At 38.4% G+C, this 22,041-nt stretch carries 21 protein-coding genes; 6 read left to right on the top strand and 15 right to left on the bottom strand.

All coding sequences use genetic code 11. The annotated features are described in order from the left end of the window. The first annotated feature begins 54 nt into the window (after positions 1-54). A complete protein-coding gene (locus Q0874_RS01320; protein WP_299158370.1) occupies positions 55-291 on the top strand; it encodes an alkylphosphonate utilization protein in 237 nt (78 codons plus the stop codon). Positions 292-306: 15 nt separating this feature from the next. Then, positions 307-2,496, top strand: a complete 2,190-nt coding sequence (locus Q0874_RS01315; RefSeq protein WP_299158368.1) for an acylase — start codon at positions 307-309, stop codon at positions 2,494-2,496. Positions 2,497-2,508: 12 nt separating this feature from the next. On the opposite strand, the gene Q0874_RS01310 is transcribed toward Q0874_RS01315, so the two are convergent. From Q0874_RS01310 to Q0874_RS01240, 15 genes are all read right to left on the bottom strand, one after another. Continuing rightward, entirely contained in the window at positions 2,509-3,198 is a 690-nt protein-coding gene (locus Q0874_RS01310) for a hypothetical protein (RefSeq protein ID WP_299158366.1), read from the bottom strand. A gap of 78 nt (positions 3,199-3,276) precedes the next feature. After that, positions 3,277-3,609, bottom strand: a complete 333-nt coding sequence (locus Q0874_RS01305; protein WP_299158364.1) for a hypothetical protein — start codon at positions 3,607-3,609, stop codon at positions 3,277-3,279. A gap of 5 nt (positions 3,610-3,614) precedes the next feature. Then, positions 3,615-5,042 carry an NADH-quinone oxidoreductase subunit N gene (locus Q0874_RS01300; protein ID WP_299158362.1) on the bottom strand — a complete coding sequence of 476 codons (1,428 nt, stop codon included), beginning with the start codon at positions 5,040-5,042 and terminating at the stop codon, positions 3,615-3,617. Positions 5,043-5,064: 22 nt separating this feature from the next. Further along, the gene (locus Q0874_RS01295) at positions 5,065-6,552 is read right to left on the bottom strand and encodes a NuoM family protein (protein WP_299158360.1); all 1,488 of its coding nucleotides are present in this window, start codon (positions 6,550-6,552) and stop codon (positions 5,065-5,067) included. A gap of 9 nt (positions 6,553-6,561) precedes the next feature. Then, positions 6,562-8,481 (bottom strand): NADH-quinone oxidoreductase subunit L, encoded by a 1,920-nt coding sequence (nuoL, locus tag Q0874_RS01290; protein WP_299158358.1) that lies wholly within the window; start codon positions 8,479-8,481, stop codon positions 6,562-6,564. Between the two features lie 11 nt (positions 8,482-8,492). Further along, positions 8,493-8,810 carry an NADH-quinone oxidoreductase subunit NuoK gene (gene nuoK / locus Q0874_RS01285; RefSeq protein ID WP_299158355.1) on the bottom strand — a complete coding sequence of 106 codons (318 nt, stop codon included), beginning with the start codon at positions 8,808-8,810 and terminating at the stop codon, positions 8,493-8,495. Then, complete coding sequence (locus tag Q0874_RS01280) at positions 8,807-9,331, bottom strand: NADH-quinone oxidoreductase subunit J (protein WP_299158353.1); 525 nt, start codon at positions 9,329-9,331, stop codon at positions 8,807-8,809. The genes nuoK and Q0874_RS01280 overlap by 4 nt, the downstream gene beginning before the upstream one ends. 2 nt (positions 9,332-9,333) lie before the next feature. After that, positions 9,334-9,810, bottom strand: coding sequence for a 4Fe-4S binding protein (locus Q0874_RS01275; RefSeq protein ID WP_299158352.1), 477 nt, complete (start codon positions 9,808-9,810; stop codon positions 9,334-9,336). Positions 9,811-9,814: 4 nt separating this feature from the next. Beyond that, positions 9,815-10,879, bottom strand: coding sequence for an NADH-quinone oxidoreductase subunit NuoH (gene nuoH, locus Q0874_RS01270; protein ID WP_299158350.1), 1,065 nt, complete (start codon positions 10,877-10,879; stop codon positions 9,815-9,817). Positions 10,880-10,888: 9 nt separating this feature from the next. Beyond that, the gene (locus Q0874_RS01265) at positions 10,889-12,010 is read right to left on the bottom strand and encodes an NADH-quinone oxidoreductase subunit D (protein ID WP_299158347.1); all 1,122 of its coding nucleotides are present in this window, start codon (positions 12,008-12,010) and stop codon (positions 10,889-10,891) included. 6 nt (positions 12,011-12,016) lie between these two features. Continuing rightward, the gene (locus Q0874_RS01260; protein WP_299158345.1) at positions 12,017-12,478 is read right to left on the bottom strand and encodes an NADH-quinone oxidoreductase subunit C; all 462 of its coding nucleotides are present in this window, start codon (positions 12,476-12,478) and stop codon (positions 12,017-12,019) included. A 7-nt stretch (positions 12,479-12,485) separates the two neighbouring features. Beyond that, positions 12,486-13,067: an NADH-quinone oxidoreductase subunit B gene (locus Q0874_RS01255; RefSeq protein WP_367275401.1), complete on the bottom strand. Its 582-nt coding sequence runs from the start codon at positions 13,065-13,067 to the stop codon at positions 12,486-12,488. Further along, positions 13,058-13,408: an NADH-quinone oxidoreductase subunit A gene (locus Q0874_RS01250; RefSeq protein ID WP_297705655.1), complete on the bottom strand. Its 351-nt coding sequence runs from the start codon at positions 13,406-13,408 to the stop codon at positions 13,058-13,060. The genes Q0874_RS01255 and Q0874_RS01250 overlap by 10 nt, the downstream gene beginning before the upstream one ends. Positions 13,409-13,421: 13 nt before the next feature. Continuing rightward, positions 13,422-14,435 (bottom strand): 2-oxoacid:ferredoxin oxidoreductase subunit beta, encoded by a 1,014-nt coding sequence (locus Q0874_RS01245; RefSeq protein ID WP_299158341.1) that lies wholly within the window; start codon positions 14,433-14,435, stop codon positions 13,422-13,424. A 2-nt stretch (positions 14,436-14,437) separates the two neighbouring features. Then, positions 14,438-16,294, bottom strand: a complete 1,857-nt coding sequence (locus Q0874_RS01240; RefSeq protein ID WP_299158339.1) for a 2-oxoacid:acceptor oxidoreductase subunit alpha — start codon at positions 16,292-16,294, stop codon at positions 14,438-14,440. 164 nt (positions 16,295-16,458) lie between these two features. Between Q0874_RS01240 and Q0874_RS01235 the strand changes: the two genes are divergently transcribed. From Q0874_RS01235 to Q0874_RS01220, 4 genes are all read left to right on the top strand, one after another. Beyond that, positions 16,459-16,809, top strand: a complete 351-nt coding sequence (locus tag Q0874_RS01235) for a 4Fe-4S dicluster domain-containing protein (RefSeq protein ID WP_299158337.1) — start codon at positions 16,459-16,461, stop codon at positions 16,807-16,809. A gap of 297 nt (positions 16,810-17,106) precedes the next feature. Then, entirely contained in the window at positions 17,107-20,637 is a 3,531-nt protein-coding gene (gene nifJ / locus Q0874_RS01230) for a pyruvate:ferredoxin (flavodoxin) oxidoreductase (RefSeq protein WP_299158335.1), read from the top strand. Positions 20,638-20,706: 69 nt separating this feature from the next. Beyond that, positions 20,707-21,084, top strand: coding sequence for a HEPN domain-containing protein (locus Q0874_RS01225; RefSeq protein WP_299158333.1), 378 nt, complete (start codon positions 20,707-20,709; stop codon positions 21,082-21,084). A gap of 129 nt (positions 21,085-21,213) precedes the next feature. Beyond that, a complete protein-coding gene (locus tag Q0874_RS01220) occupies positions 21,214-21,993 on the top strand; it encodes a hypothetical protein (RefSeq protein WP_299158332.1) in 780 nt (259 codons plus the stop codon). Positions 21,994-22,041: the final 48 nt, after the last annotated feature.

The raw sequence follows: 22,041 nt of genomic DNA, 5'->3' as shown, positions 1-22,041 counted from the left end.
GAATTAGCATATAAGTTTTAATACTTTTATTTTCACAAATACTTAAAATAAATTATGGAATCAAAAGACAGCAATGGAAATATTCTTGAAGATGGAGATAATGTACATGTTATCAAGGACTTGAAAATAAAAGGGATGTCTAAAACCTTAAAACGAGGTAATATCATAAAGAATATAAGGTTAACTAACAATCCTCAGGAAGTGGAATGTAGAATAGGCAAAAGTCAGATTGTTCTCAAAACCCAGTTTTTAAAAAAAAGCCTAAATGCACTAATGTTTTCCCTAATATAAATACAGAAATCACCTATGAAATTTCCTTTGATTAACTATATTTTAATTCTATCCCTTGCACTTATCACTTCATGTAAAACCATAAATGGACATTCCGAAATAGATCAATGGAAGGAACGAGCAGAGAATGTTACAATTATCAGAGATGATTTTGGCGTCCCCCATATTTACGGTAAGACCGATGCAGATGCCGTATTTGGTCTATTGTATGCCCAATGTGAAGACGATTTTAACCGGGTGGAACAGAATTATATATGGGCAATTGGCAGATTGGCCGAAGTTGAGGGAAAAGAGGCATTGTATAGCGATTTACGGGCCAATATGTTCATGAGTAAGGAAGAGGCAATTGCCAATTATGAAAAGAGTCCGGATTGGTTGAAGAAACTTTGCGATGCATTTGCTGATGGGATAAATTACTACTTGTATACGCATCCCGAGGTGAAGCCTAAGCTAATAACCCGATTTGAACCCTGGATGCCGATGTATTTTAGCGAAGGCTCCATTGGGGGAGATATTGAACGGATAAGTACAGATAAAATACGCGCTTTTTATGAAGAAGGAGTAGTTTTTGGAAAAGCTGAAGAGGCCGAAATAAAAAAACGTAATGAAGAATTGGAACCTCAGGGTTCCAATGGTATTGCTATCTCCGGAAAACTAACACAAAGTGGCAACGCCATGTTACTCATAAATCCACATACTTCTTTTTATTTCAGGGGAGAAGTGCATGTGGTAAGTGAAGAAGGTCTTAATGCTTATGGTGCAGTTACCTGGGGACAGTTTTTTGTCTATCAGGGGTTTAATGAGAAAACGGGATGGATGCATACCTCTACTTATACAGATGTTATGGACGAATTTGTTGAGGTAATTGAAGAAATAGACAACAAACTTTTTTATGTATATGGAGAGGAATTACGCCCCGTGATTGAAAAGGAGATCATTTTAAAATATAAGGATGAAAAAGGAATAAAAGAAAAAACATTTACCGTCTACCGCACACACCACGGACCTATAACACATAAAATTAATGAGTCGCCTGTGGCTTCTGCAATGATGTGGGAACCAGTAAAGGCATTGGAACAATCCTATATAAGAACCAAACAAAAGGGCTATAGTGGTTTTCGTAAGATGATGGATATCCGCACCAACTCCTCTAATAATACCGTATATGCCGACTCCGAAGGCAATATTGCCTATTTTCATGGGAATTTTGTGCCCGTCAGGGATACTATTTTTGATTTTAGCCAACCTGTTGATGGGAGTAATCCTAAGACTGATTGGAAGGGATTACATACCGTAGATGAAAATATACTTGTGTTAAACCCTAAAAATGGATGGATTCAAAATTGTAACTCTACTCCTTTTACAGCCGCTTTGGAAAATAGTCCAAAACGAGAAAATTACCCGAAGTATATGTCTGTAGACCGTGAAAATTTTCGAGGGATCCATGCTATTGAATTACTTAGGGACAGAAGTGGGTATACTATAGATAGCCTTATTTCCCTTGCTTATGATTCATACCTTCCATCTTTTGCAGAATTAATCCCCGGGTTGGTATCTGCTTATGACCAATCAGAAACTAAAATGCCTGAGTTGGCCGGGGCAATTCAAATACTTCGTAATTGGGATTACAGAACTTCAGAAGAATCTGTAGCCATGACCCTGGCACATTTCTACGGGACATTGTATGGTAAAAAAGGAATACGACCAGCTCCTATGAGCGATATGGAATTAATGTCCTATTTCGGTTCGGAATCTCCGTTGGAAGAGCGATTGTCAATTTTTAAAGAGGTAGTGTTACAATTGGAAAGTGATTTTGGAAATTGGAATATTCCCTGGGGCGAGGTTAACAGGTATCAGCGTTTAAATGGTGATATACGGCAAGCTTTTGATGATAATAAACCAAGTATTCCAATTGGATTCGCATCTGGTCGCTGGGGTGCACTTGCAGCATATGGCGCCAGATATAACAATAATACAAAAAAGTTATATGGTACCAGGGGAAATAGTTTTGTGGCCGTAGTAGAATTTGGCCCAAAAGTCAGGGCTAAAACAATTTTGGCAGGGGGTCAAAGTGGTAATCCAAAATCACCTCATTTTGATGATCAGACAATTCCTTACGCCAAGGTAAAATTTAAAGAAGCAGCATACTACAAAGAAGATGTACTTAAAAGAGCAAAGATTTCATATAAGCCGGGGATGGAATAAGGAGTAGTTGTTTTATTGTTTGACAACAATTAAAGATGCCTTTGATCCTGTTGAAAGCAACCATTGATTAGAATGAATCAATTCTCCTTTATCATCATAAACATCTACCTGAGCTGTATTCGGCCCCGAAGAACCCTGGTTTAAAGCTTCGAAATCTAATCGGTTAAAGCCTTTTTGCAGGTCTATATTTATGCCTTTAAAACTTCCTGTAAGCAGGATATTATACTCAGCCACTTCGCCATTTACGTATACTCGAACACGGTCACCATCAACATATTCATGATCGCGACAGACTATCCCCACGAAATTACCACCAGTTTTCACATCACCCAAATACATATTTCCAAAGTGCTTTTTGGAATTGGCATTTTGGCGCTCACCAACTTTAGTATCCAATTTTAAATCAAAACCTGCTTGCTTCAACTCCTTTTCGGGAAGCATTTTTACATTTCTTGAATTTTTGGTTTCTTTAATACTTGCATTGGGGCTATAATCCAGCAGCGATGGCATTTTTAAGGCTGTTCCACTATTGGGATTACTCTTTAAATCCAAATCTTTATCAGCCTCTATTTTTAAAGGCTGGTTTTTTGGAAAATCAGTTTGTGCGTTCACATAAATAACTGATAAAAGAAATAATGCTAGTATATATTGGTGTTTCATAACCTTAATTCTACGGGGTAAATTTAGCAAATACCTTGCCATAGGGGCTTAATTTGCTGTTAAAATCGATGAAATTAAGATTTTGTTGAGGAAAAAACATCAATTATTAGACAAGACAAGCTAATTGTCTTTCGGGGTTTTCCAATATTGTGGAGGGGTATTTTCTGAACGCTGTTCCCAATAATCGGGCGTAACCTTGTGCCCGTCAAAAGTTTTAAGCTTTCGCTGATATACCCAGATAGTGGGATTGAATACCATATCTGTGACTCCTAAAGTGTATAATTGCGGTTCTTCTTCTGAAGCTCGCTTTTCTTCCTGAATAAGAACCTCAAATCCGTTGTGCTCCAGAAGTTTTTTTAAAAATTCAACACGTTCTTTAGTTACTTTTTTTTCTACAAAAGTTACCCTCGTTTCGTCAATACTACCAAATAAATGTTTGCCTCCTAAACTCATAACCATTAATTAAAAGCACTACTTAATTCATAAATATAATCGTATAAGGGACTGTATATACCAAGTAGTAAAATGCCAAGGACCGTAATTGCCAGACCAATTCTCATATAAAATTTATTTCTGAAAAAAGGAATTGGATTATCACCTTTTCGCAAAAACATTGCCCTTACCACCAATAAATAGTAATACAAAGAAATAGTTACATTCACTACCGCTAAAAATACAAGTAAATAGAGCCCTTTACTGGCTGCAGCTGTAAATAGGAAGAATTTTCCAAAAAATCCTGCCACCGGGGGAATGCCGGCTAAAGAAAAAAGTGCAAGCATTAGCACCAGACTCAGGTTTGGATTAGTTCTGTATAATCCTTCATAATCTTTTATTTGCTCCTTGCCGGTTTGTAAGGAAATTGCTTGTACTACGCCAAAAGCTGCTAAATTGGAGAATATGTATATAAGTACAAAGTATACCACTGTGGCTGTGCCTAATTGAGAACCTTCAATTAACCCCAGTAAAATAAATCCAGCCTGAGCTATAGATGAAAATGCCAAAAAGCGCTTCATATTCTGCTGTCTTAAAGCAAACAAATTGCCAATAAACATTGTTGCGATGGCAATAATATAAATCATGTTTTCCCAAATATGAACCAATGGCTGTAAAACTGTAAATAATAAGATCATTAAAATAAAAACAGCTGAGCCTTTAGATATAACTGATAAATAAGAGGCAACACTAATAGGGGCCCCTTCATAAACATCCGCAGTCCAAAAATGAAATGGTACCAGAGAAATCTTGAAACTTATGCCGGCAAACAGCAATACCATACCCAGCAGCGTTAGGTTGGTGGAAGAGAGCGTTTGAACAATTTCACTGAAATATATAGAGCCAGTAGTGGCATAAAGCATAGAAATTCCGAATAATGAAACTCCGGATGCAAGCGCGGATGAAAGTATTAGCTTAATCCCCGATTCACTTGAAATCCTTTTCATAGTTTCAAAAGCAGCAAGAGCGGCTACCGGAAGTGTGGATAACTCAAGTCCCAGATAAAACATTAAAAAATCACCTGCCGATATCATAAAATACATACCCAACAAGGATGAGAACAACAAGATAAAGAATTCAGAACCCTTATTCTGATTCATTATTTTTTCCTGTATCCAGTCTGCAGACTGTAGTAATAAGATAAGCACACCAATGTTTAATACGTTTTTGAAAAAATGAATCAGGTGGTTGGTGCGAAACATTCCTCCAAATAGATAACTTTCATCAATCTGAAAAAATCCAATAATTGTGTGTATGCCAAACAAAAATACAGTAAGGTGTACAATGCTGGCTTTTCTGTTTTTAGGGATAAAAATCTCGGCTATAACCAGAATCAGGATAATTGCCAGTAAGGCAATTTCTTGTCTCATTAATAAAAAGCTGCTAAAATTCATTTTTGGTTATTTAATATTCAGTTTATAACACTCCCTTTAAAAACGGATCCAGACTTTTCAGTATCATTTCACTTAACCACAAGGGTGCAATACCAATAGCTATTATTGGTAAAAGGAGTAATAAAACACCAAGTTTTTCATACCATTGTACTCTTTCAAGATTTAAGTAGGCTTCATTTTTTACAGGGCCCATTAACATGATACCCACAACACGTAATATATATACAGCGGTCACTACAATAGCAGAGACGGCGATTACGGTTGCAATTCTATAAAGGCCATTATCATTTTCAAAGGCCCCCACGAAGATGTTCATTTCAGCAACAAAACCGCTAAAACCAGGTAATCCTAATGAAGCCAGACCGGCAATAACATAAACTGCCGATATAAAAGGAATTACCTTTAACAACCCCCCCAGTTTGGTGACATCACGGGTATGTGTTCTACCGTAAATCATGCCTATTAAGGCAAAGAAAAGTGCTGTCATAAAACCATGTGAGAGCGATTGTAATATGGCACCATTCCAGGCCGTTTTATTCAACATAAGCAAAGCAAAGAGAACTAGTCCCAAATGGCTTACGGAAGAATAGGCATTGATGTACTTTAAATCTGTTTGTTTAATAGCCGCGAACGCTCCATAGATGACACCAAAGGCAGATAGAATAATAAAAAACCAGGACCAATGTAAGGCTCCCTCGGGTAATAAGAATATAGCTACCCTAAACACACCATATCCGCCTAGTTTCATTAATACTCCGGCATGTAACATTGAAACTGCTGTAGGGGCTGAAGCATGACCGTCGGGAGACCAGGTATGAAAAGGGAACAAAGCTCCAATGACTGCAAAGCCAATAAAGGTAATTGGGAAGAACAATCTTTGCACTTCAAAAGGAATATTTACTTTGGCTATTTCCAGAATGTTAAATGTTAATGCTCCCCCGTCTGCATTAGAGTTAAAGTAAATCCCCAAAATTCCAACCAGCAGAACAGCAGAGGCACCCATGAGCATGAGGGTTAGTTTCATTGCAGAAAATTCCTTTGGCCCAGTACCCCAAATACCTATTAATAAATACATCGGGATAACCGCAATCTCAAAGAATACAAACATTGTAAAGAGGTCAATAGAAATAAAGAAGCCATACACACCAATAGAAAGTACTATCAGCGAGATGAAAAACTCCTTTGGCAAATCTTCCATTTTCCAAGAAATAAAGACACCCGCTAGTACTACAATGGCGGTTAATAGCAGCAAGGCAACGGAAATGCCATCTACCCCAATGTTATAATGAATATTAAAATTTTTAAACCAGACCACATCTTTTGTAAAGACCATAATAGCATCATTGGTCTCTATTTCCTTGAGGTAAGAAAAAATCAGATTAACTGCCATTCCCAGCTGTACAAGACTTCCCGCTAATGCAACCATTCTGGCCTGTTTTAGATTTTTGGTAAAAATCAAAACCAAGACGGCTAAGGCCGGCACCACAATAAAAAGGGATAAAATATCCATATTATATATTTAATTCGTCCATAAATAGATACAAATAATGGCAAGTACAACCGCTCCGGCAATAAATGCGAAAGCATAATCCTGAACTTTACCAGACTGTATACCTTTAATTTTCTCAGAAGTATTAAGAGTTTGATTTCCTATTCCAACCATTGTCCCATCAACGTACTTTTTATCAAATCTTGCGGCAGTCTTTGCAATACCATTGAACAAAATTCTTTTGGTTACAAACAGATATAATTCATCAAAGTAAAATTTATGATATGCCCATGTGTAGAATGCTCCGAAACCGTTTGCAAATTTGTCTGCGAGTTCATTTTCTTTTTTATAAAACATCCAGGAAAGAGCAATTCCAATTAATCCTGCAAAAACGGCAATAGCAGCCAATGGATAATTAACATGAGTTTCAAACCCGGCTTTATCTGCACTTATAAATTCACTAAAAGGGATAAATCCGCCAACGATACTAAAAAATGCCAATATCAAAAGAGGTGCGGTCAGAGATCCAGGAGATTCATTGGGTTTATCTTTATAATTGCCTTCTTTACCCCAAAATATTCCAAAGTAAATTCTAAAAATGTAGAATGCCGTAAGTCCAGCAACGAATAGCCCAATTACATATAAGAAAGTATTGTGTTCAAAGGCGGCGACTAGAATTTCATCCTTACTCCAAAATCCGGCTAATGGGGGTACGCCGGCAATTGCCAGCGCGGCTATTAAGAATGTAATATTGGTAATGGGCATGTATTTTCGTAATCCTCCCATGTCTTTAAGGAAATTACTGTGAATTGCATGAATTACAGAACCTGCACATAAAAACAACAGGGCCTTAAACATGGCATGAGTAAACAAGTGAAACATAGATGCCATATAGCCCAGACCTTCATGACCTTCATATCCTGAAACACCGAGTGCAAGCATCATATAGCCCAATTGGGACATGGTTGAAAAAGCCAATACTCTTTTAATATCTGTTTGCGTAATCGCTATTACAGCCGCAAAAAGAGCTGTAAAGGCCCCGACGAAAGCCACAATATTTAATGCAAAGCCATCCTCAATAAAATAGTACATTGGGAATAAACGAGCTACGAGGTACACACCCGCAACTACCATGGTGGCTGCATGGATTAATGCCGAAACCGGAGTGGGCCCTTCCATAGCATCGGGTAACCAAATATGCAACGGAAACATAGCCGATTTTCCGGCTCCTCCAATAAAGATCAGAAGAAGCGCCCAGGTGAGAACAGAGAGTCCCATGAACGAGGTGGACGCCCAGTTTAAAATACTTGTTCCTTCAGGGTTATTCAAAGTTTCAAAATCATATGTGCCGGTATAGTATCCAATTATCAGGATACCAATTAGAAATCCCAGATCCGCAAAACGGGTAACAACAAAGGCTTTTTTAGCTGCCGCAACAGCAGATTCCTTTGTATAATAATAGCCAATTAATAAATAGGAGGAGACCCCCACCAATTCCCAGAAGATGTATATTTGGAATAGATTGGTTGCCAAAACCAGGCCATACATGGAAAATGTGAACAAGGATAGAAAGGCAAAATATTTGGTGTAACCCGGATCGCCCTTCATATATCCCCTGCTATAAATATGAACCATTAAAGATATAACAGAAACTACAATCAGCATCATAACAGAAATAGGATCTATAAGGATTCCCATATCAATTCGCAGGCTATCTGTAAAGTTCATCCAAACTGTTTTTTCTACGATAGTTTGATAAACTCCTTCTGTTTTTCCGATTACAATAAAGTAATTATAGGCAGAATAAAATGCTAAGCCGGTGGCAGTAAGTAAACCCAAAACTCCTACATATCCCGAAACTGCGGGTTTAATTTTGTTATAAAAAATACCGAGGATCAAAAATACCGCCAGGGGTATTAAAGGAATTAAGATGATGTGGTTTAGATTCATGCCCGGTCGTATTAATATTTCATAGTTTCAATGTCCTTGACTTCCACCGAGCTTATTTGCCTGTATAGATTAATAATAATAGACACGGCAAGAGCTGTTTCTGCAGCAGCTACGGCAATAATAAAAATTGAAAAATAAACGCCTTGCAGGACTTCAGGAAACAAATACTTGTTAATGATCACGAAGTTTACAACTGAGGCATTTAGAATTAATTCTACGGAAATTAAAATGGAAATGAGATTGGTTCTTGTGATAAAGCCATATACCCCTATAAAAAACAGGATTGAAGTCACAGTAAGAATTTCATATATACTTATTCCGTGTATCATTGTGGTTGATTATTTTTCTCAGTTAACTTTTTCCCTTTGGCAATTACTATAGCACCTATCATTGATGCCAATAAGAGTACGCTAATTACCTCAAATGGCAATATAAATCCCCCGGCCTCATAGCTTAACAGGCCGGTACCAATATCAGCAGTAGTTGTGGTTAAAGAGTTATTGATCACATTAAAATCATAGGAGTAAATAGCCGTTAAAAAAACGCCCAGACCTATTAAACAAGCAATAGCCGTCACTATCTTTTTAGATGCTTTAGCCATTTCCAATTCCATTTCAATATGGTGCACCAGTAATACTGAAAATATGATGAGCACAACAATTCCACCGGCATAGACTGTGAGTTGAATTGCAGCAAGAAAATTATAATCCACTAAAAAGAATATCCCGGCAATACTTATCAGAACAAAAGAAAGGTAAATCACAGAACGAAGCATTTTTCTGCTCGTTACTGAAGCTACACCAAAAGCAATAATAACTGCGGCCAGGCAATAAAAAACAATTCTTTCCATATTTAATCTTCTACACCGGCTTCTAACGTGGAACCCGGTTCGTTTAAAACTCTTGTAAGGGCAGTTCGGTCATATACAGAATTCTCAAAATTTTGCCCCCATTTAATTGCATCTGTAGGGCAGACATCTATGCAGAGTCCGCACATGGTACACATGCTTAAATGATATACAAACTGATCTATTTTTTTCTTCTTTTTACCAGTATTTTCATCAATACCCCTGTCCCAAATGATTTCAATGGTTCCATTTGGACAGGCTATTTCGCATTTTTGACAGCCTGTACATCGATGTTCATTATTTTCATTGTGTGGCATAATGACCTCACCGCGAAAACGATCGAACATCTTAAGAGTTTCTCTATTATCGGGATATTGCTGAGTAATGGCACCTTTCCTGGATGTCACAAAATACTTCCCGGTAACACTCATTCCGGTGAGCAAGGTTTTTATGCCTCTATAGATATCTGAAAAGTAACTCATAATTTTAAAAACTTATAGTTAAATTAAGCCAAACGAGTAAGGCCATTAACATAATATTTGCCAGGTTTAAAGGCAATAAATACTTCCATTCCAAGGTAAGAAGTTGATCTATTCTTAACCTGGGGAACGTCCACCGAAACCACATCATTAAGAAAACAAGGATAAGAGCTTTAAGCAAAAACCAAAATACTCCCAACAAAGGAATAGATTCCGTAATTCCAAAGGGAGACAACCAGGCACCAAAAAATATAGTTGTGGCAATGGCTGCAATAATAAACATATTAATGAATTCGGCTAAAAAGAAGTAGGCAAACTTCATCCCTGAGTATTCAGTATGGAATCCGGCCCCCAATTCCGATTCGGCTTCAACCATATCAAAAGGGGCCCTGTTGGTTTCAGCAGTACCCGCAATCATATATATCATAAAGGCAATAATCGCAGGGATATGCCCCTGAACAATTAACCAACCCGACTTTTGAACTTCTACAATCTCAGAAAGTTGAAGGCTTCCCGTTATTAGAACCATGGTTAGGAGTGATAAACCAATTGAGAGTTCATAGCTAATGGTTTGTACACCACTTCGCATTGCACCGATCATAGCAAATTTGTTGTTACTACTCCATCCACCTAATAAAATACCTATTACTCCTATGGATGAAACAGCAATTAAAAAAAAGATTCCAATATTAATGTCGAATGCCTGAAATTCCTTGGTAAAAGGAAAGACGCTCAATGCCATTAGCGAAGAGATTATCACAAAATACGGCGCTAAATTATACAGGAATTTATCTGCCTTGGTAGTACCGGTTAACTCCTTGGAAAGAAGCTTTATGGCATCGGCCATTGTTTGTAACAAACCCTGGAAACCAACCCTATTAGGTCCTATCCTTAATTGAAACCAGGCAGCAACCCGTCTTTCCAGTAATACAAGGAACAAACCGGCAATTGCAAAAATTCCCAGATAAACAAGGGCTATCAATACCATCTCAGCAATATTGGCTGCCGTTTCAGGCATAATGCTAAAGAGCCAATCGTGAATATTTTTTGTGATACTTAAAGCACTATTCATAGTATTCTTTTATCTATCTATATCGGGAATAACAAGATCCAAGGTTGCCATAGTAGCTACCAGGTCGCCTATTTTTCCACCAACTGCAATATGGTTAAGCAATGAAAGATTTGAAAAACCGGGGGACCTGAATTTCAAACGATACGGACTTTTTAATCCGGTACTAATTATATATACACCTAATTCGCCTCTGGCTGTTTCCACTTTTTGGTAATATTCTCCTTTTGGAAGTTTTATTACCGCATTTGTTGCTACTCTGTGTTCTCCTTCCGGGATGTTGTCAATTAATTGCTCCACAATTGACATAGATTCCCACATTTCCTGAATTCTCACCAGATATCGTGCATAAGTATCGCCCTCTGTTCTCAATGCTTCATTAAAGGTCACTTTATCCAAAGCACTGTAGGGATGGTGTTTTCTTACATCACAGGAATACCCTGAAGCTCTGCCTACAGGTCCGGAAGCGCCATAGGATATAGCGTCTTCTTTGCTTAGGATACCTACACCCATGGCTCTTTTTTGAAAAATGATATTATCTGTTAATAGGCGGTCGTATTCCGGAAGTTTAGTCTTGAAATGGGCAATAAAATCTTTAACCCTTTTTACAAAATTGGGATGAATATCGAACATTAGTCCGCCTGGGACATTATAATTCATCGTTAGGCGGGCACCACAGGTTTCCTCAAATATATCATTAAGGAGTTCGCGGTCTCTAAAGCCATAAAAATAGGTGGTTAACGCACCAACATCCATACCCATAACTCCCCACCATAAACAATGTGAGGATATTCTGGTAAGTTCACCAATAATTGTTCTTATTACTTTAACCCTTTCTGGAATTTCAAGTTGCAAGGCATTTTCAATGGTAAGGCAAACAGCTTCATTATTAATGTTGGCCGACAAATAATCCATCCTATCTGTTAAGTGAACGATTTGCTGATAACTATCGCGTTCACACATTTTTTCAATAGAACGATGAATATAACCCAGGTCTGGTTCCACTTTTTTTATAATCTCACCATCTATTGTAAGCAAAAGCCTGAGGACACCATGGGTAGCAGGGTGTTGCGGCCCCATGTTTATAAAATATTCTTCAGATTTAAAGTTGCTATTCAGGGTGACTGTTTCCATAACTGATTATTTGATAATCATATTAATGTTGTCTTCATAATCTTTTCGTAATGGAAAACCAACCCAATCATCCGTTAAGAAAAGGCGTTTAAGGTTAGGATGATTGGTAAAATTTATTCCAAAAAAATCAAATACTTCACGTTCGTGAAACTCAGCAGTTGCCCATATATCATAGACTGAAGCTATAACAGGGTTTTCTCTTTCTGCTATTTGCGTTTTTACTACCAGGCTGTGCCTGAAATTTGTGGATTCTAAATGGTAAACAACTCCCAGTTCTTCACCCCAATCTACCCCACTTAAGCAAAACAAATAATCAAGACTTGATTGATCATCATGTTTCAATTTGAACATGATAGCATGCAATTCTTCTTTGGGAACCGTTACATTAAGGTATTGGGACCCTTCTTCAGTAAATTCTAAATTGGGGCTCCAATTGCCTATTAATTCCTGTAATTCTTCGTTTTTCATCTATTTTCTATAAGCCTTCATCAAACCCGTCAATTGGATTTTTTTTATGTTTCATATTTTCTGTCCTTATCTTATCCTGTAGCATCAGCATACCTTCTAACAATGCTTCAGGTCTGGGAGGACAACCAGGCACATATACATCAACAGGGATAACATGGTCTGCACCCTTTACCACTGAATAAGTATTATAGAAAAAAGGACCTCCGGAAATAGCACAGGCACCCATGGCGATAACATATCTGGGTTCAGCCATCTGGTCATATAGTCGTCTGAGCACAGGAGCCATTTTGTTAACTATTGTCCCCGCTATTATTATCAAATCAGCTTGTCTGGGGGAAGGTCTGGCAACTTCAAAACCAAACCTGGAGTAATCATGCCGCGCTGCACCGGTCTGCATCATTTCAATAGCACAACAACTTGTTCCAAAGTATAATGACCAAAGAGAATTAGATCTGCCCCAGTTAATTATTTTATCTAAAGATGTCACGATAACATTAGCACCGTTGCCTGCCGGGATTACTTTTCCTGGAAAGTCCTCAGGTACTTTCCCAGGCTGACTCATTGGGTCATTTGTCTTATCTACTCCCATTTTAATGCTCCTTTTTTCCATGCATATAGTAAGCCCAAACCTAAAATGACAAGAAAGATTAATATTTCAAAAAATGCAATTGCTCCAATATCTTTAAATACAACAGCCCATGGAACCAAAAAGGCCACTTCAACATCAAAAATCAAAAATAGTATAGCAAATAAATAATAACCCACCTTAAACTGAACCCATGTTGGCCCGATAGTGGTCATACCACTCTCATAAGGTTCCCGCTTTTGAGGATTATCTGATTTGTGTGAAATTAAATTTGATAAAAAATTTGCTCCTGCGACCAGGACAATTCCAGCAAGAAAAAATACAATAATGGCTTCAGAACCCATAAACTAATTTATGTTATTTAACTTCATAAGTTTCTCCGGAGAAGAATAAATCATCAGTCTTTGCAAAGCTGGAACCAGCTTTAACAGCGGCCGTTAATTCATTAACCCTTTCTTCGAAAGTAACATCCGGAAAAGCTCTAATGATACCGGTTACTAATGGATATTCAGACCTTACCAGCATCTGATGTAAGGTAGGGTCTTTTTCTTCGGCATCATGAACAAGCAGATCAGCTTCGGTAACTCCGTTTTCTCCTATAGTCACTACTTCTAATTTTAATCCGTTTAAGACCAGCCCTTTGTTTCGTTCTTTGCCAAATATCATCGGTTTTCCATGTTCAACAAATAATTGTTTGTCTTCTCTCACGGCCTTATCAGTATATTTTGAAAAACAACCATCATTGAAAATCGGGCAATTTTGAAGGACCTCGATTAAAGAAGTGCCTTTAAATTTTTCGGCTTTAATGAACAAGTCTGTCATTTCTTTTGGAGTATTTCCGCCAATTCTGGCAAAAAATCGGGCTTGCGCACCAATAGCCAATTCTCCCGGTAAAAATGGAGGTTGTGTATTGCCATAAGGAGAAGATTTTGTTTTTTGGCCAACAAGGGAAGTAGGGGAGAATTGTCCCTTGGTTAAGCCGTAAATTTCATTATTAAACATTATAATATTCAAATCCAGATTTCGCCTGAGTAAATGAATAAAGTGGTTACCCCCTATGGCCATGGAATCCCCATCTCCGGTTATAATCCAAACGCTGAGGTCAGGATTGGCAAGTTTAACCCCTGAAGCTATTGCAGGTGCTCTGCCGTGAATACTGTGCATTCCATACGTGTTCATGTAATATGGGAAACGGGAAGAACATCCTATTCCGGAAATGAATACGACATCTTCTTTTTTAAGGCCCATTTCGGGAAGTGCCTTTTGCATGGAGCGGAGGATGACATAATCGTCACAACCGGGACACCACCTTACTTCCTGATCACTGGCAAAATCTTTAAATGTATATTTCGGTGTTGCTGTTGTCTCCATTGCTATTTCATTATTTTTTTAAATTCTTCTATAAGCTCACTATTACCAAAAGGTAATCCTTGTATCTTATTATATTGTAAAAACTCAATACCATGAAAATTCATCCTTAAAACCGAAGCAAACTGGCCTGTATTTAATTCGCAGACTACAATTTTTTTAAATCTTTTTAAGACCTCCTCCGTATTTTTCGGCAAGGGATTTATATAGTTAAAATGTGCAAGGCCAACAGAGGAATATCCTTCTTGTCTTAACTCTTTTAACGAAGAGTATAATGTGCCAAAGGTGCCGCCCCATCCAATAACCAGTAAATCACCTTCATCTGTAAATTCTGTTTTCAGTAATGGGATATAATTTTCTACTCTTTTTACCTTTTCAGCTCTGATTCTGGTCATATATTCATGATTTTCAGGAACATAAGATACCTGACCTGTCACTTTATCTTTTTCCAGGCCACCTACTCTGTGTTCCAATCCAAAGGTTCCGGGAATTGCCCAGTCACGTGCCAGAGTCGTTTCATCCCGGTCATAAGGATTCCATGTTTCTTTTGCCTCTTTAATTAGCCTGGTTTTTATTTCGGGCATTTCAGACACAGATTTTATTTTCCAGGGCGCAGAACCATTGGCAATATAACCATCTGTCAATAGAATAACCGGAGTCATATGTTCAATAGCCAGTTTTGATGCTTCATAGGCATAATTAAAACAATTAGCAGGAGTACTGGCTGCTATAATAATGACCGGACTTTCACCATTTCTTCCATACAAAGCCTGGAGCAAATCTGACTGTTCAGTTTTAGTAGGCAGGCCTGTAGACGGGCCTCCTCTTTGGACATCAACAACAACTAATGGTAATTCCAGTATCATTGCAAGACCCAGGGCTTCGCCTTTTAAAGCCAAACCAGGACCTGAAGTGGTAGTAATGGCTAAATCGCCGGCAAAAGCCGCGCCAATAGCAGATGTGATGCCTGCAATTTCATCTTCAGCCTGTAAAGCTTTAACCCCGAAGTGCTTATGCTTTACCAGTTCATGAAGAATATCAGAAGCAGGGGTAATAGGATATGAACCCAAAAATAGTTCCAGACCAGATTTTTCTGCAGCTGCTAAAAATCCCCACGCAGTGGCTGTATTTCCCATAACTATTCTGTAAGTACCAGCTGCCATTTTAGCGGGAGCAACTGTATAGGAATTGGGAATTAATTCCAGGGTTTCCGAAAAATAGAAACCTGCATTTAACACCTTTGTATTGGCTTCAATTAATTCTGGTTTAGACTTAAATTTTTTATTGAAAAATTCTATAGTATGCTCTGTAGACCTGTTGTACATCCAATAGACCATTCCAAGGGCAAACATATTTTTACTCCTGGTGATACTTTTATTATCTAATCCCTCAACCTCTTTTAGTGCTTCTTTTGTGAGTGATGTCATCGCAACTTCTATCACATGATAGTTATCCAAACTTCCGTCTTCGAGGGGATTGGATTCATACTGCGCTTTTTCTAAATTCTTTTTGGAAAAGGCATCTGTGTCCACAATTATCGTATGGCCAGGCTTTACAGCATGTAAGTTAGTTTTGAGCCCGGCAGGATTCATGGCAACCAAAAGGTCTACATTTTCTCCCGGGGCACTTATTTCAACACTGCCAATATGGACTTGAAAACCCGATACGCCATAAAGGCTCCCCTGGGGGGCTCTAATTTCGGCAGGGTAGTTCGGGAAAGTGGCAATATCATTTCCGAACATAGCAGATGTGTCAGAAAACTGTGTTCCGGTCAATTGCATACCATCACCGGAATCACCAACGAATCTAACTACTACGGCTTCCAGAACCTCCTGTTTTTGTTTTGTTTTTGAAGCAATCATCTATACATATTTATTTTTTGCTTATTTTTATCTTAAATCCCATCTGATCAAAATATTGGTGCCAAATATAAATTGGACATTTATAAAGAAATATGACTTTTATCATTAGATGGATATTTGTGGTACATTAAATTTACGGACAATTATTTCAAAAACATATAATTATGGCTATTATCATAACAGATGAATGCATCAACTGTGATGCTTGTGTTTCAGAATGCCCGAATAATGCAATATATGAACCAGATCAGGAGTGGTCATATTCAGACGAAACTTCATTGAGCGGAATGGTAACATCACCATCTGGGGAAGAGATTGATGCTGATGCAGAGAACGAACCTATTTCAGACGAATTTTATTTTATTGTTCCTGACAAATGTACAGAGTGCAAAGGTTTTCATGATGAACCTCAATGCGCTTCTGTCTGCCCGGTGGATTGCTGTGTCCCTGATGAGGACCACGTGGAAACTGAGGAAGAATTATTAGCAAAAAAAGTCTGGATGCACGGCGAATAACCCTTCCTGGCATAAAAACAAATAAACGCCCGCTTGAATTTGCAGCGGGCGTTGCTATTTAAAGGATTGAACAAATCATCTGAAATAGCTCTGGTCCTTTTCTTTTCAGAATTCACACTTCGTTACCTGTTTTTCCAGCACTCAAATACCTGACATTTGTCATAGTATACTTTTGGTAATGGCCCTAATTTTATCGGAAATTTAAAATTTTTATCACTTGCAGTTCTTGGAATAAGAACATCTTACAATGGTTCTTATTTTTTCTAAACTGCCTGTTTCTTTAATAATAAAATCACCATGAAGAAAAAATTTCCAAAGTTAATTTGCGATGCTAACGAGGCTGTTGCACGAGTTGCTCATAAAACGAATGAAGTATGTGCAATCTATCCTATAACCCCGGCTTCGCCTATGGGGGAACATGTGGATGTTTATAGTTCTAAAGGACAAAATAATATTTGGGGGAATATCCCGCGTATAGTGGAAATGCAAAGTGAAGGCGGAGCTGCCGGTGCGGTACACGGTTCTTTGCAGGCTGGGGCATTAACTACTACGTTTACTGCATCCCAGGGGTTGCTTCTTATGATACCCAATATGTATAAAATTGCAGGCGAATTGTTGCCTTCTGTAATTCATGTGGCAGCAAGAACAGTGGCAACCCATGCCCTGTCTATTTTTGGGGATCATTCTGATGTAATGGCAACAAGACAAACCGGTTTTTCTATGCTGTTTGGAGGGTCAGTTCAGGAAGCCATGGACTTTGCACTTATTTCTCAAGTGGCTGCTCTGCGTTCGCGAGTTCCTTTTTTAAACATCTTTGATGGGTTCAGGACCTCACACGAAATCTCCAAGATTGATGCAATTCCGGATGATATAATTAAAGCGATGATGCCTGAGGATAAGATCATGGAACATAAAAAAAGATCATTGGATCCGGATCATCCTGTAATACGAGGAACATCTCAAAACCCCGATGTTTTCTTTCAGGCCAGGGAGGCAGCTAATCCTTTCTATGAAAAAGTACCTGGAATTGTACAGGAAGTCATGGATGAATTTTACAAGCATACAGGTAGAAAGTACAGCATATTTTATTATTTAGGTCACCCTGAGGCCGAGCGTGTTGTAGTAATTATGGGATCTGGCCAGGGAGCTGTACGAGAAGCCGTTGAGGCAATGGTAAATAAAGATGAGAAGGTTGGTGTAGTGTTTGTTCGATTATACAGGCCATTTTCTGTATCTCATTTTATAGAAAGCCTACCTGTATCTGTAAAGAAGATTGCAGTTCTGGACAGAACTAAAGAACCGGGAAGCACGGGCGAACCATTGTATCAGGATGTGATTACTGCCCTGGTAGAGAGCCATAGAAATATATCAGTTATAGGAGGCAGATACGGTTTGTCGTCCAAAGAATTTACACCTCAAATGGTAAAAGGCGTATTTGATGAACTAAGGAAGGATAAACCCAAAAATCATTTTACTGTTGGTATAAATGACGACGTATCTCATACCAGTCTGGAATCCGATAATAATTTTAATGTGAGAAGTACAACTATTAATTGTATGTTCTATGGACTTGGATCTGATGGTACTGTTGGAGCGAACAAAAACTCCATTAAGATAATTGGCGATACCACGGACAATTATGTTCAGGGGTATTTTGTTTATGATTCCAAAAAAGCGGGTGCACAGACTATTTCGCATTTACGCTTTGGTCCGGAACCAATTTACTCTTCATATCTTATAGACAAAGCCGATTTTATAGCAAGTCATCAATTTAATTTTATTGAAAGATATGATATGCTAGCCGATTTAAAACCCGGAGGCACATTCCTGTTAAATTCTCCTTTTTCTAAAGAGGATATTTGGGATAAATTACCCAAAAAGATGCAAAAGGGAATCATTGAAAAAGAGGCAAAATTTTATGTAGTGGATGCTACAAAAGTGGCCCATGAAGCTGATCTTGGGAAAAGAACAAATACCGTATTACAAACTTGTTTCTTTGCAATATCCGGCATTCTGCCTAAAGATGAGGCTATTCAAAAAATAAAGGATGCCATTGTTAAATCATATACTCACAAAGGTGATGCTGTAGTTCAGATGAACTTTAATGCTGTAGACAAATCACTAGAGAATTTATATCAGGTAGACTATCCAAAAGAAGTGAGCAGTGAGAAAGGTTTACTTTCCGCAATGACCAATGCTCCGGATGGTTTTGTTAAGGACGTACTGGAAAAAATATTAGGAGGGCATGGAGACGAATTGCCGGTTAGTGCATTTCCGGTAGATGGGACTTTCCCAACCGGCACTACCCAATACGAGAAGAGCGGGATAGCCAATTATATTCCCATATGGGATGATGAAGTACTTTGTACACAGTGTAATAAGTGTGTAGCCATATGTCCGCATGCTGCAATTAGAGCTAAAGTCGTTCCTAATGAAGTTATGGCAGATGCTCCGGGTAGTTTGAAATCAGTTCCTGCCAAGGGAAGACCATTTACCGCAGAAACAGAATCTTATGTATTACAGGTTTCTCCTGAGGATTGTACTGGATGTGACCTTTGTGTAGCCGTTTGTCCTGCTGAAAGTAAGGAAATTGAGGATTTTAAAGCCATCAATATGAGGAAGAAACTTGATTTTGATGAAGTGGAAAATGTAAACTGGGATTATTTTATCAACATGCCAGACTATGACAGAGCGGCCTTGCAAATCACCAATGTTAAAGGTTCTCAGTTTTTAGAGCCGTTATTTGAATTTTCAGGTGCCTGCTCTGGATGTGGTGAGACTCCTTATATTAAAATGCTAACCCAATTATACGGTGATAGTATTCTCATTGCCAATGCAACAGGTTGTTCCTCAATATATGGAGGGAATCTTCCAACAACGCCTTACAAAACCAACAAGGAGGGAAGAGGTCCTGCCTGGGCAAATTCCTTATTTGAAGACAATGCCGAGTTTGGTTTTGGAATGAAACTGGCTCTAACCAAGAAGCAGGAAATTGCGGTGAATCTATTAAAGCAGCTTAAAAATGTGGTTGGCGCTGAATTGACAGAAACGATTCTTAACAATCCGGAAAAAACGGAAGCGGAACGAAGCCAGAAATTTGCTGATATTGATAAACTTAAAGAAATATTGTCAAAGAAAAAAGATAATCCGGCCGCAGTAAAACTAGGTCAACTTACAGAATATCTCCGTAAAAAAGGAGTCTGGATACTTGGTGGCGATGGTTGGGCTTATGATATAGGATTTGGAGGCGTTGATCACGTCCTGGCTTCAGGTGAAGATGTGAATATTATGGTTCTGGATACCGAGGTATATTCTAATACAGGAGGTCAGACATCTAAAGCTACTCCTCTAGGGGCAAGTGCTAAGTTTTCAGTATCCGGAAAACGAACAGGTAAAAAAAGTCTGGCTCTTCAGGCCGTTTCTTATGGGAATGTATATGTGGCTCAGGTAGCAATGGGCGCGAAGGACCTTCATACGCTCAAAGCAATTGAAGAGGCTGCAGCCTATCCCGGGCCATCACTAATTGTTGCCTATTCACATTGCGGCGAACACGGATATGACCTAAAAGATGGGGCATTGCAACAGCAAAAGGCAGTTGAGACCGGGTATTGGCCATTATTCAGGTTTGATCCTTCTAAACCTAAAGGGAAGAAGTTCAGATTAGATTCGAAGGCACCCACCGCTCCGCTTAGTGATTTTATGTATAATGAAACCCGTTTTACAAGGGTAGTAAAAGAAAATGCTGAATTAGGTGCAGATCTCTTGAAGCAGGCTCAGGAAGAGGTAGAAACCAAATGGGAACGCCTGGAACTTTTTAGGGATATGTAACTCTGACATTCAGATAAAGAGATAAATAACAATGTAGTATTTAAAGTCAATTCTAAATTAACACAGTTTATGGAAGACAAAGCAAAAAGGCTCTACGAGACTGCCATTCAAAAACTGAAAGAAGCCAATGATGAATTATGCAGGCCTGCGGAAGACGTTGTTGCTTTTATGGTATGCCAGAATTCTCATATTGCCATCGATAATTACCTAAAGGGGTTTTTAATAGAAAATGATATAGAGCCGGACGCAAGCGCATCTGTTGATAAGTTATATGAACAATGTAAAGCTGTGAACAGGAATTTTGAAAAAGTAAATTTATCCGGCTTTGAATGCGAGGCCCATCAATTAGATTCAAGGTTCTGCAGCAGCGTAACCAACGTAAGCAGATGTTTTAACATTGCAGATAGCCTTGATACGTTTCTAAGGGAGGAAAAAATCATTAGTTGATTACTATTGTAATTTCATTGGGTAAAAAGAACCCTTGCCTGGGACATTAATAAGTTGTATTCGTCCTAGAATACTTCCTATTGCTATAATCTTTTCATTACTTGTATTAAACCAATAATATTCAAGAAGATGAAAAAATTATTTATGATTATGGTAATGGCTTTGTTCACTACCGTCGCTATCGGACAGGAGGAAGAACCTCTATTTTTGCTATTCGAGTTTATGCATGTAGATGAAGGCCAGGGCACTGCTTATTTAGAAACAGAGGCATTTTGGGAAAAAGTACATGTACAAAGAGTTAAAAATGGGGACTGCATTGGTTGGGATCTTTGGCGTCTTGAACCGAGTGGACAAAAGCAGGGATCTCAGTATATGACAGTTAGTCTCTACAATGATCCGGTAAAAATGATGGATGGAGGAGATTTTATGAAGGCGTGGAACGGTGCTTATCCAGATTTAACTGAGGCAGAAAGCAACGCAAAAATGGAGATGACCGCAAAAAGCCGGGATTTGACACATAGGGTATTCCTTCGTCAAATTGATTTAACCAAAGATGATTTTGATATGCCTATTGGAACTCTGGCAGTAATTAACTTTATGAAGGCGAAACCGGGACAATCAGCAGCCTATGAGAAAATGGAATCTGAAGTCTTTAAACCATTTCATCAAAGCGATGTAGAATCAGGTGGCCGCGCAAGTTGGGGTATGTTGAGGAATATGTTAGGTTATGCTACGGAGGCATATGCCACACATATTGTGTTTGATATGTATACCGGTTATGATCAATTTTTTAACGGAGGGAGCAATGGTCCAGTAACTGATGCTCAGCAAAAAGCATATCAGGAAATGAATACGCTTAGAGACCTAAAATCAGTTACCCATGCTACTTTAGTCAGAAAAGTACGCTAGTTCAGCAAATAATTTCAAATGGTTATTGAACCTAATCCTCCCAAAATA

The sequence above is a fragment of the uncultured Eudoraea sp. genome (assembly GCF_947490415.1).
GTDB lineage: Bacteria > Bacteroidota > Bacteroidia > Flavobacteriales > Flavobacteriaceae > Eudoraea.
The sequence above is the reverse complement of the archived record's forward strand: the minus strand, read 5'-3'. Positions and strand labels throughout refer to the sequence as shown.

Excerpts from the sequence above, each read along its gene's own strand:
- Q0874_RS01320 (WP_299158370.1), top strand. The coding sequence starts at position 55 with ATGGAATCAAAAGACAGCAATGGAAATATTCTTGAAGATGGAGATAAT.
- Q0874_RS01315 (WP_299158368.1), top strand. The coding sequence starts at position 307 with ATGAAATTTCCTTTGATTAACTATATTTTAATTCTATCCCTTGCACTT.
- Q0874_RS01310 (WP_299158366.1), bottom strand. The coding sequence starts at position 3,198 with ATGGCAAGGTATTTGCTAAATTTACCCCGTAGAATTAAGGTTATGAAA.
- Q0874_RS01305 (WP_299158364.1), bottom strand. The coding sequence starts at position 3,609 with ATGAGTTTAGGAGGCAAACATTTATTTGGTAGTATTGACGAAACGAGG.
- Q0874_RS01300 (WP_299158362.1), bottom strand. The coding sequence starts at position 5,042 with ATGAATTTTAGCAGCTTTTTATTAATGAGACAAGAAATTGCCTTACTG.
- Q0874_RS01295 (WP_299158360.1), bottom strand. The coding sequence starts at position 6,552 with ATGGATATTTTATCCCTTTTTATTGTGGTGCCGGCCTTAGCCGTCTTG.
- nuoL (WP_299158358.1), bottom strand. The coding sequence starts at position 8,481 with ATGAATCTAAACCACATCATCTTAATTCCTTTAATACCCCTGGCGGTA.
- nuoK (WP_299158355.1), bottom strand. The coding sequence starts at position 8,810 with ATGATACACGGAATAAGTATATATGAAATTCTTACTGTGACTTCAATC.
- Q0874_RS01280 (WP_299158353.1), bottom strand. The coding sequence starts at position 9,331 with ATGGAAAGAATTGTTTTTTATTGCCTGGCCGCAGTTATTATTGCTTTT.
- Q0874_RS01275 (WP_299158352.1), bottom strand. The coding sequence starts at position 9,810 with ATGAGTTACTTTTCAGATATCTATAGAGGCATAAAAACCTTGCTCACC.
- nuoH (WP_299158350.1), bottom strand. The coding sequence starts at position 10,879 with ATGAATAGTGCTTTAAGTATCACAAAAAATATTCACGATTGGCTCTTT.
- Q0874_RS01265 (WP_299158347.1), bottom strand. The coding sequence starts at position 12,010 with ATGGAAACAGTCACCCTGAATAGCAACTTTAAATCTGAAGAATATTTT.
- Q0874_RS01260 (WP_299158345.1), bottom strand. The coding sequence starts at position 12,478 with ATGAAAAACGAAGAATTACAGGAATTAATAGGCAATTGGAGCCCCAAT.
- Q0874_RS01255 (WP_367275401.1), bottom strand. The coding sequence starts at position 13,067 with ATGGGAGTAGATAAGACAAATGACCCAATGAGTCAGCCTGGGAAAGTA.
- Q0874_RS01250 (WP_297705655.1), bottom strand. The coding sequence starts at position 13,408 with ATGGGTTCTGAAGCCATTATTGTATTTTTTCTTGCTGGAATTGTCCTG.
- Q0874_RS01245 (WP_299158341.1), bottom strand. The coding sequence starts at position 14,435 with ATGGAGACAACAGCAACACCGAAATATACATTTAAAGATTTTGCCAGT.
- Q0874_RS01240 (WP_299158339.1), bottom strand. The coding sequence starts at position 16,294 with ATGATTGCTTCAAAAACAAAACAAAAACAGGAGGTTCTGGAAGCCGTA.
- Q0874_RS01235 (WP_299158337.1), top strand. The coding sequence starts at position 16,459 with ATGGCTATTATCATAACAGATGAATGCATCAACTGTGATGCTTGTGTT.
- nifJ (WP_299158335.1), top strand. The coding sequence starts at position 17,107 with ATGAAGAAAAAATTTCCAAAGTTAATTTGCGATGCTAACGAGGCTGTT.
- Q0874_RS01225 (WP_299158333.1), top strand. The coding sequence starts at position 20,707 with ATGGAAGACAAAGCAAAAAGGCTCTACGAGACTGCCATTCAAAAACTG.
- Q0874_RS01220 (WP_299158332.1), top strand. The coding sequence starts at position 21,214 with ATGAAAAAATTATTTATGATTATGGTAATGGCTTTGTTCACTACCGTC.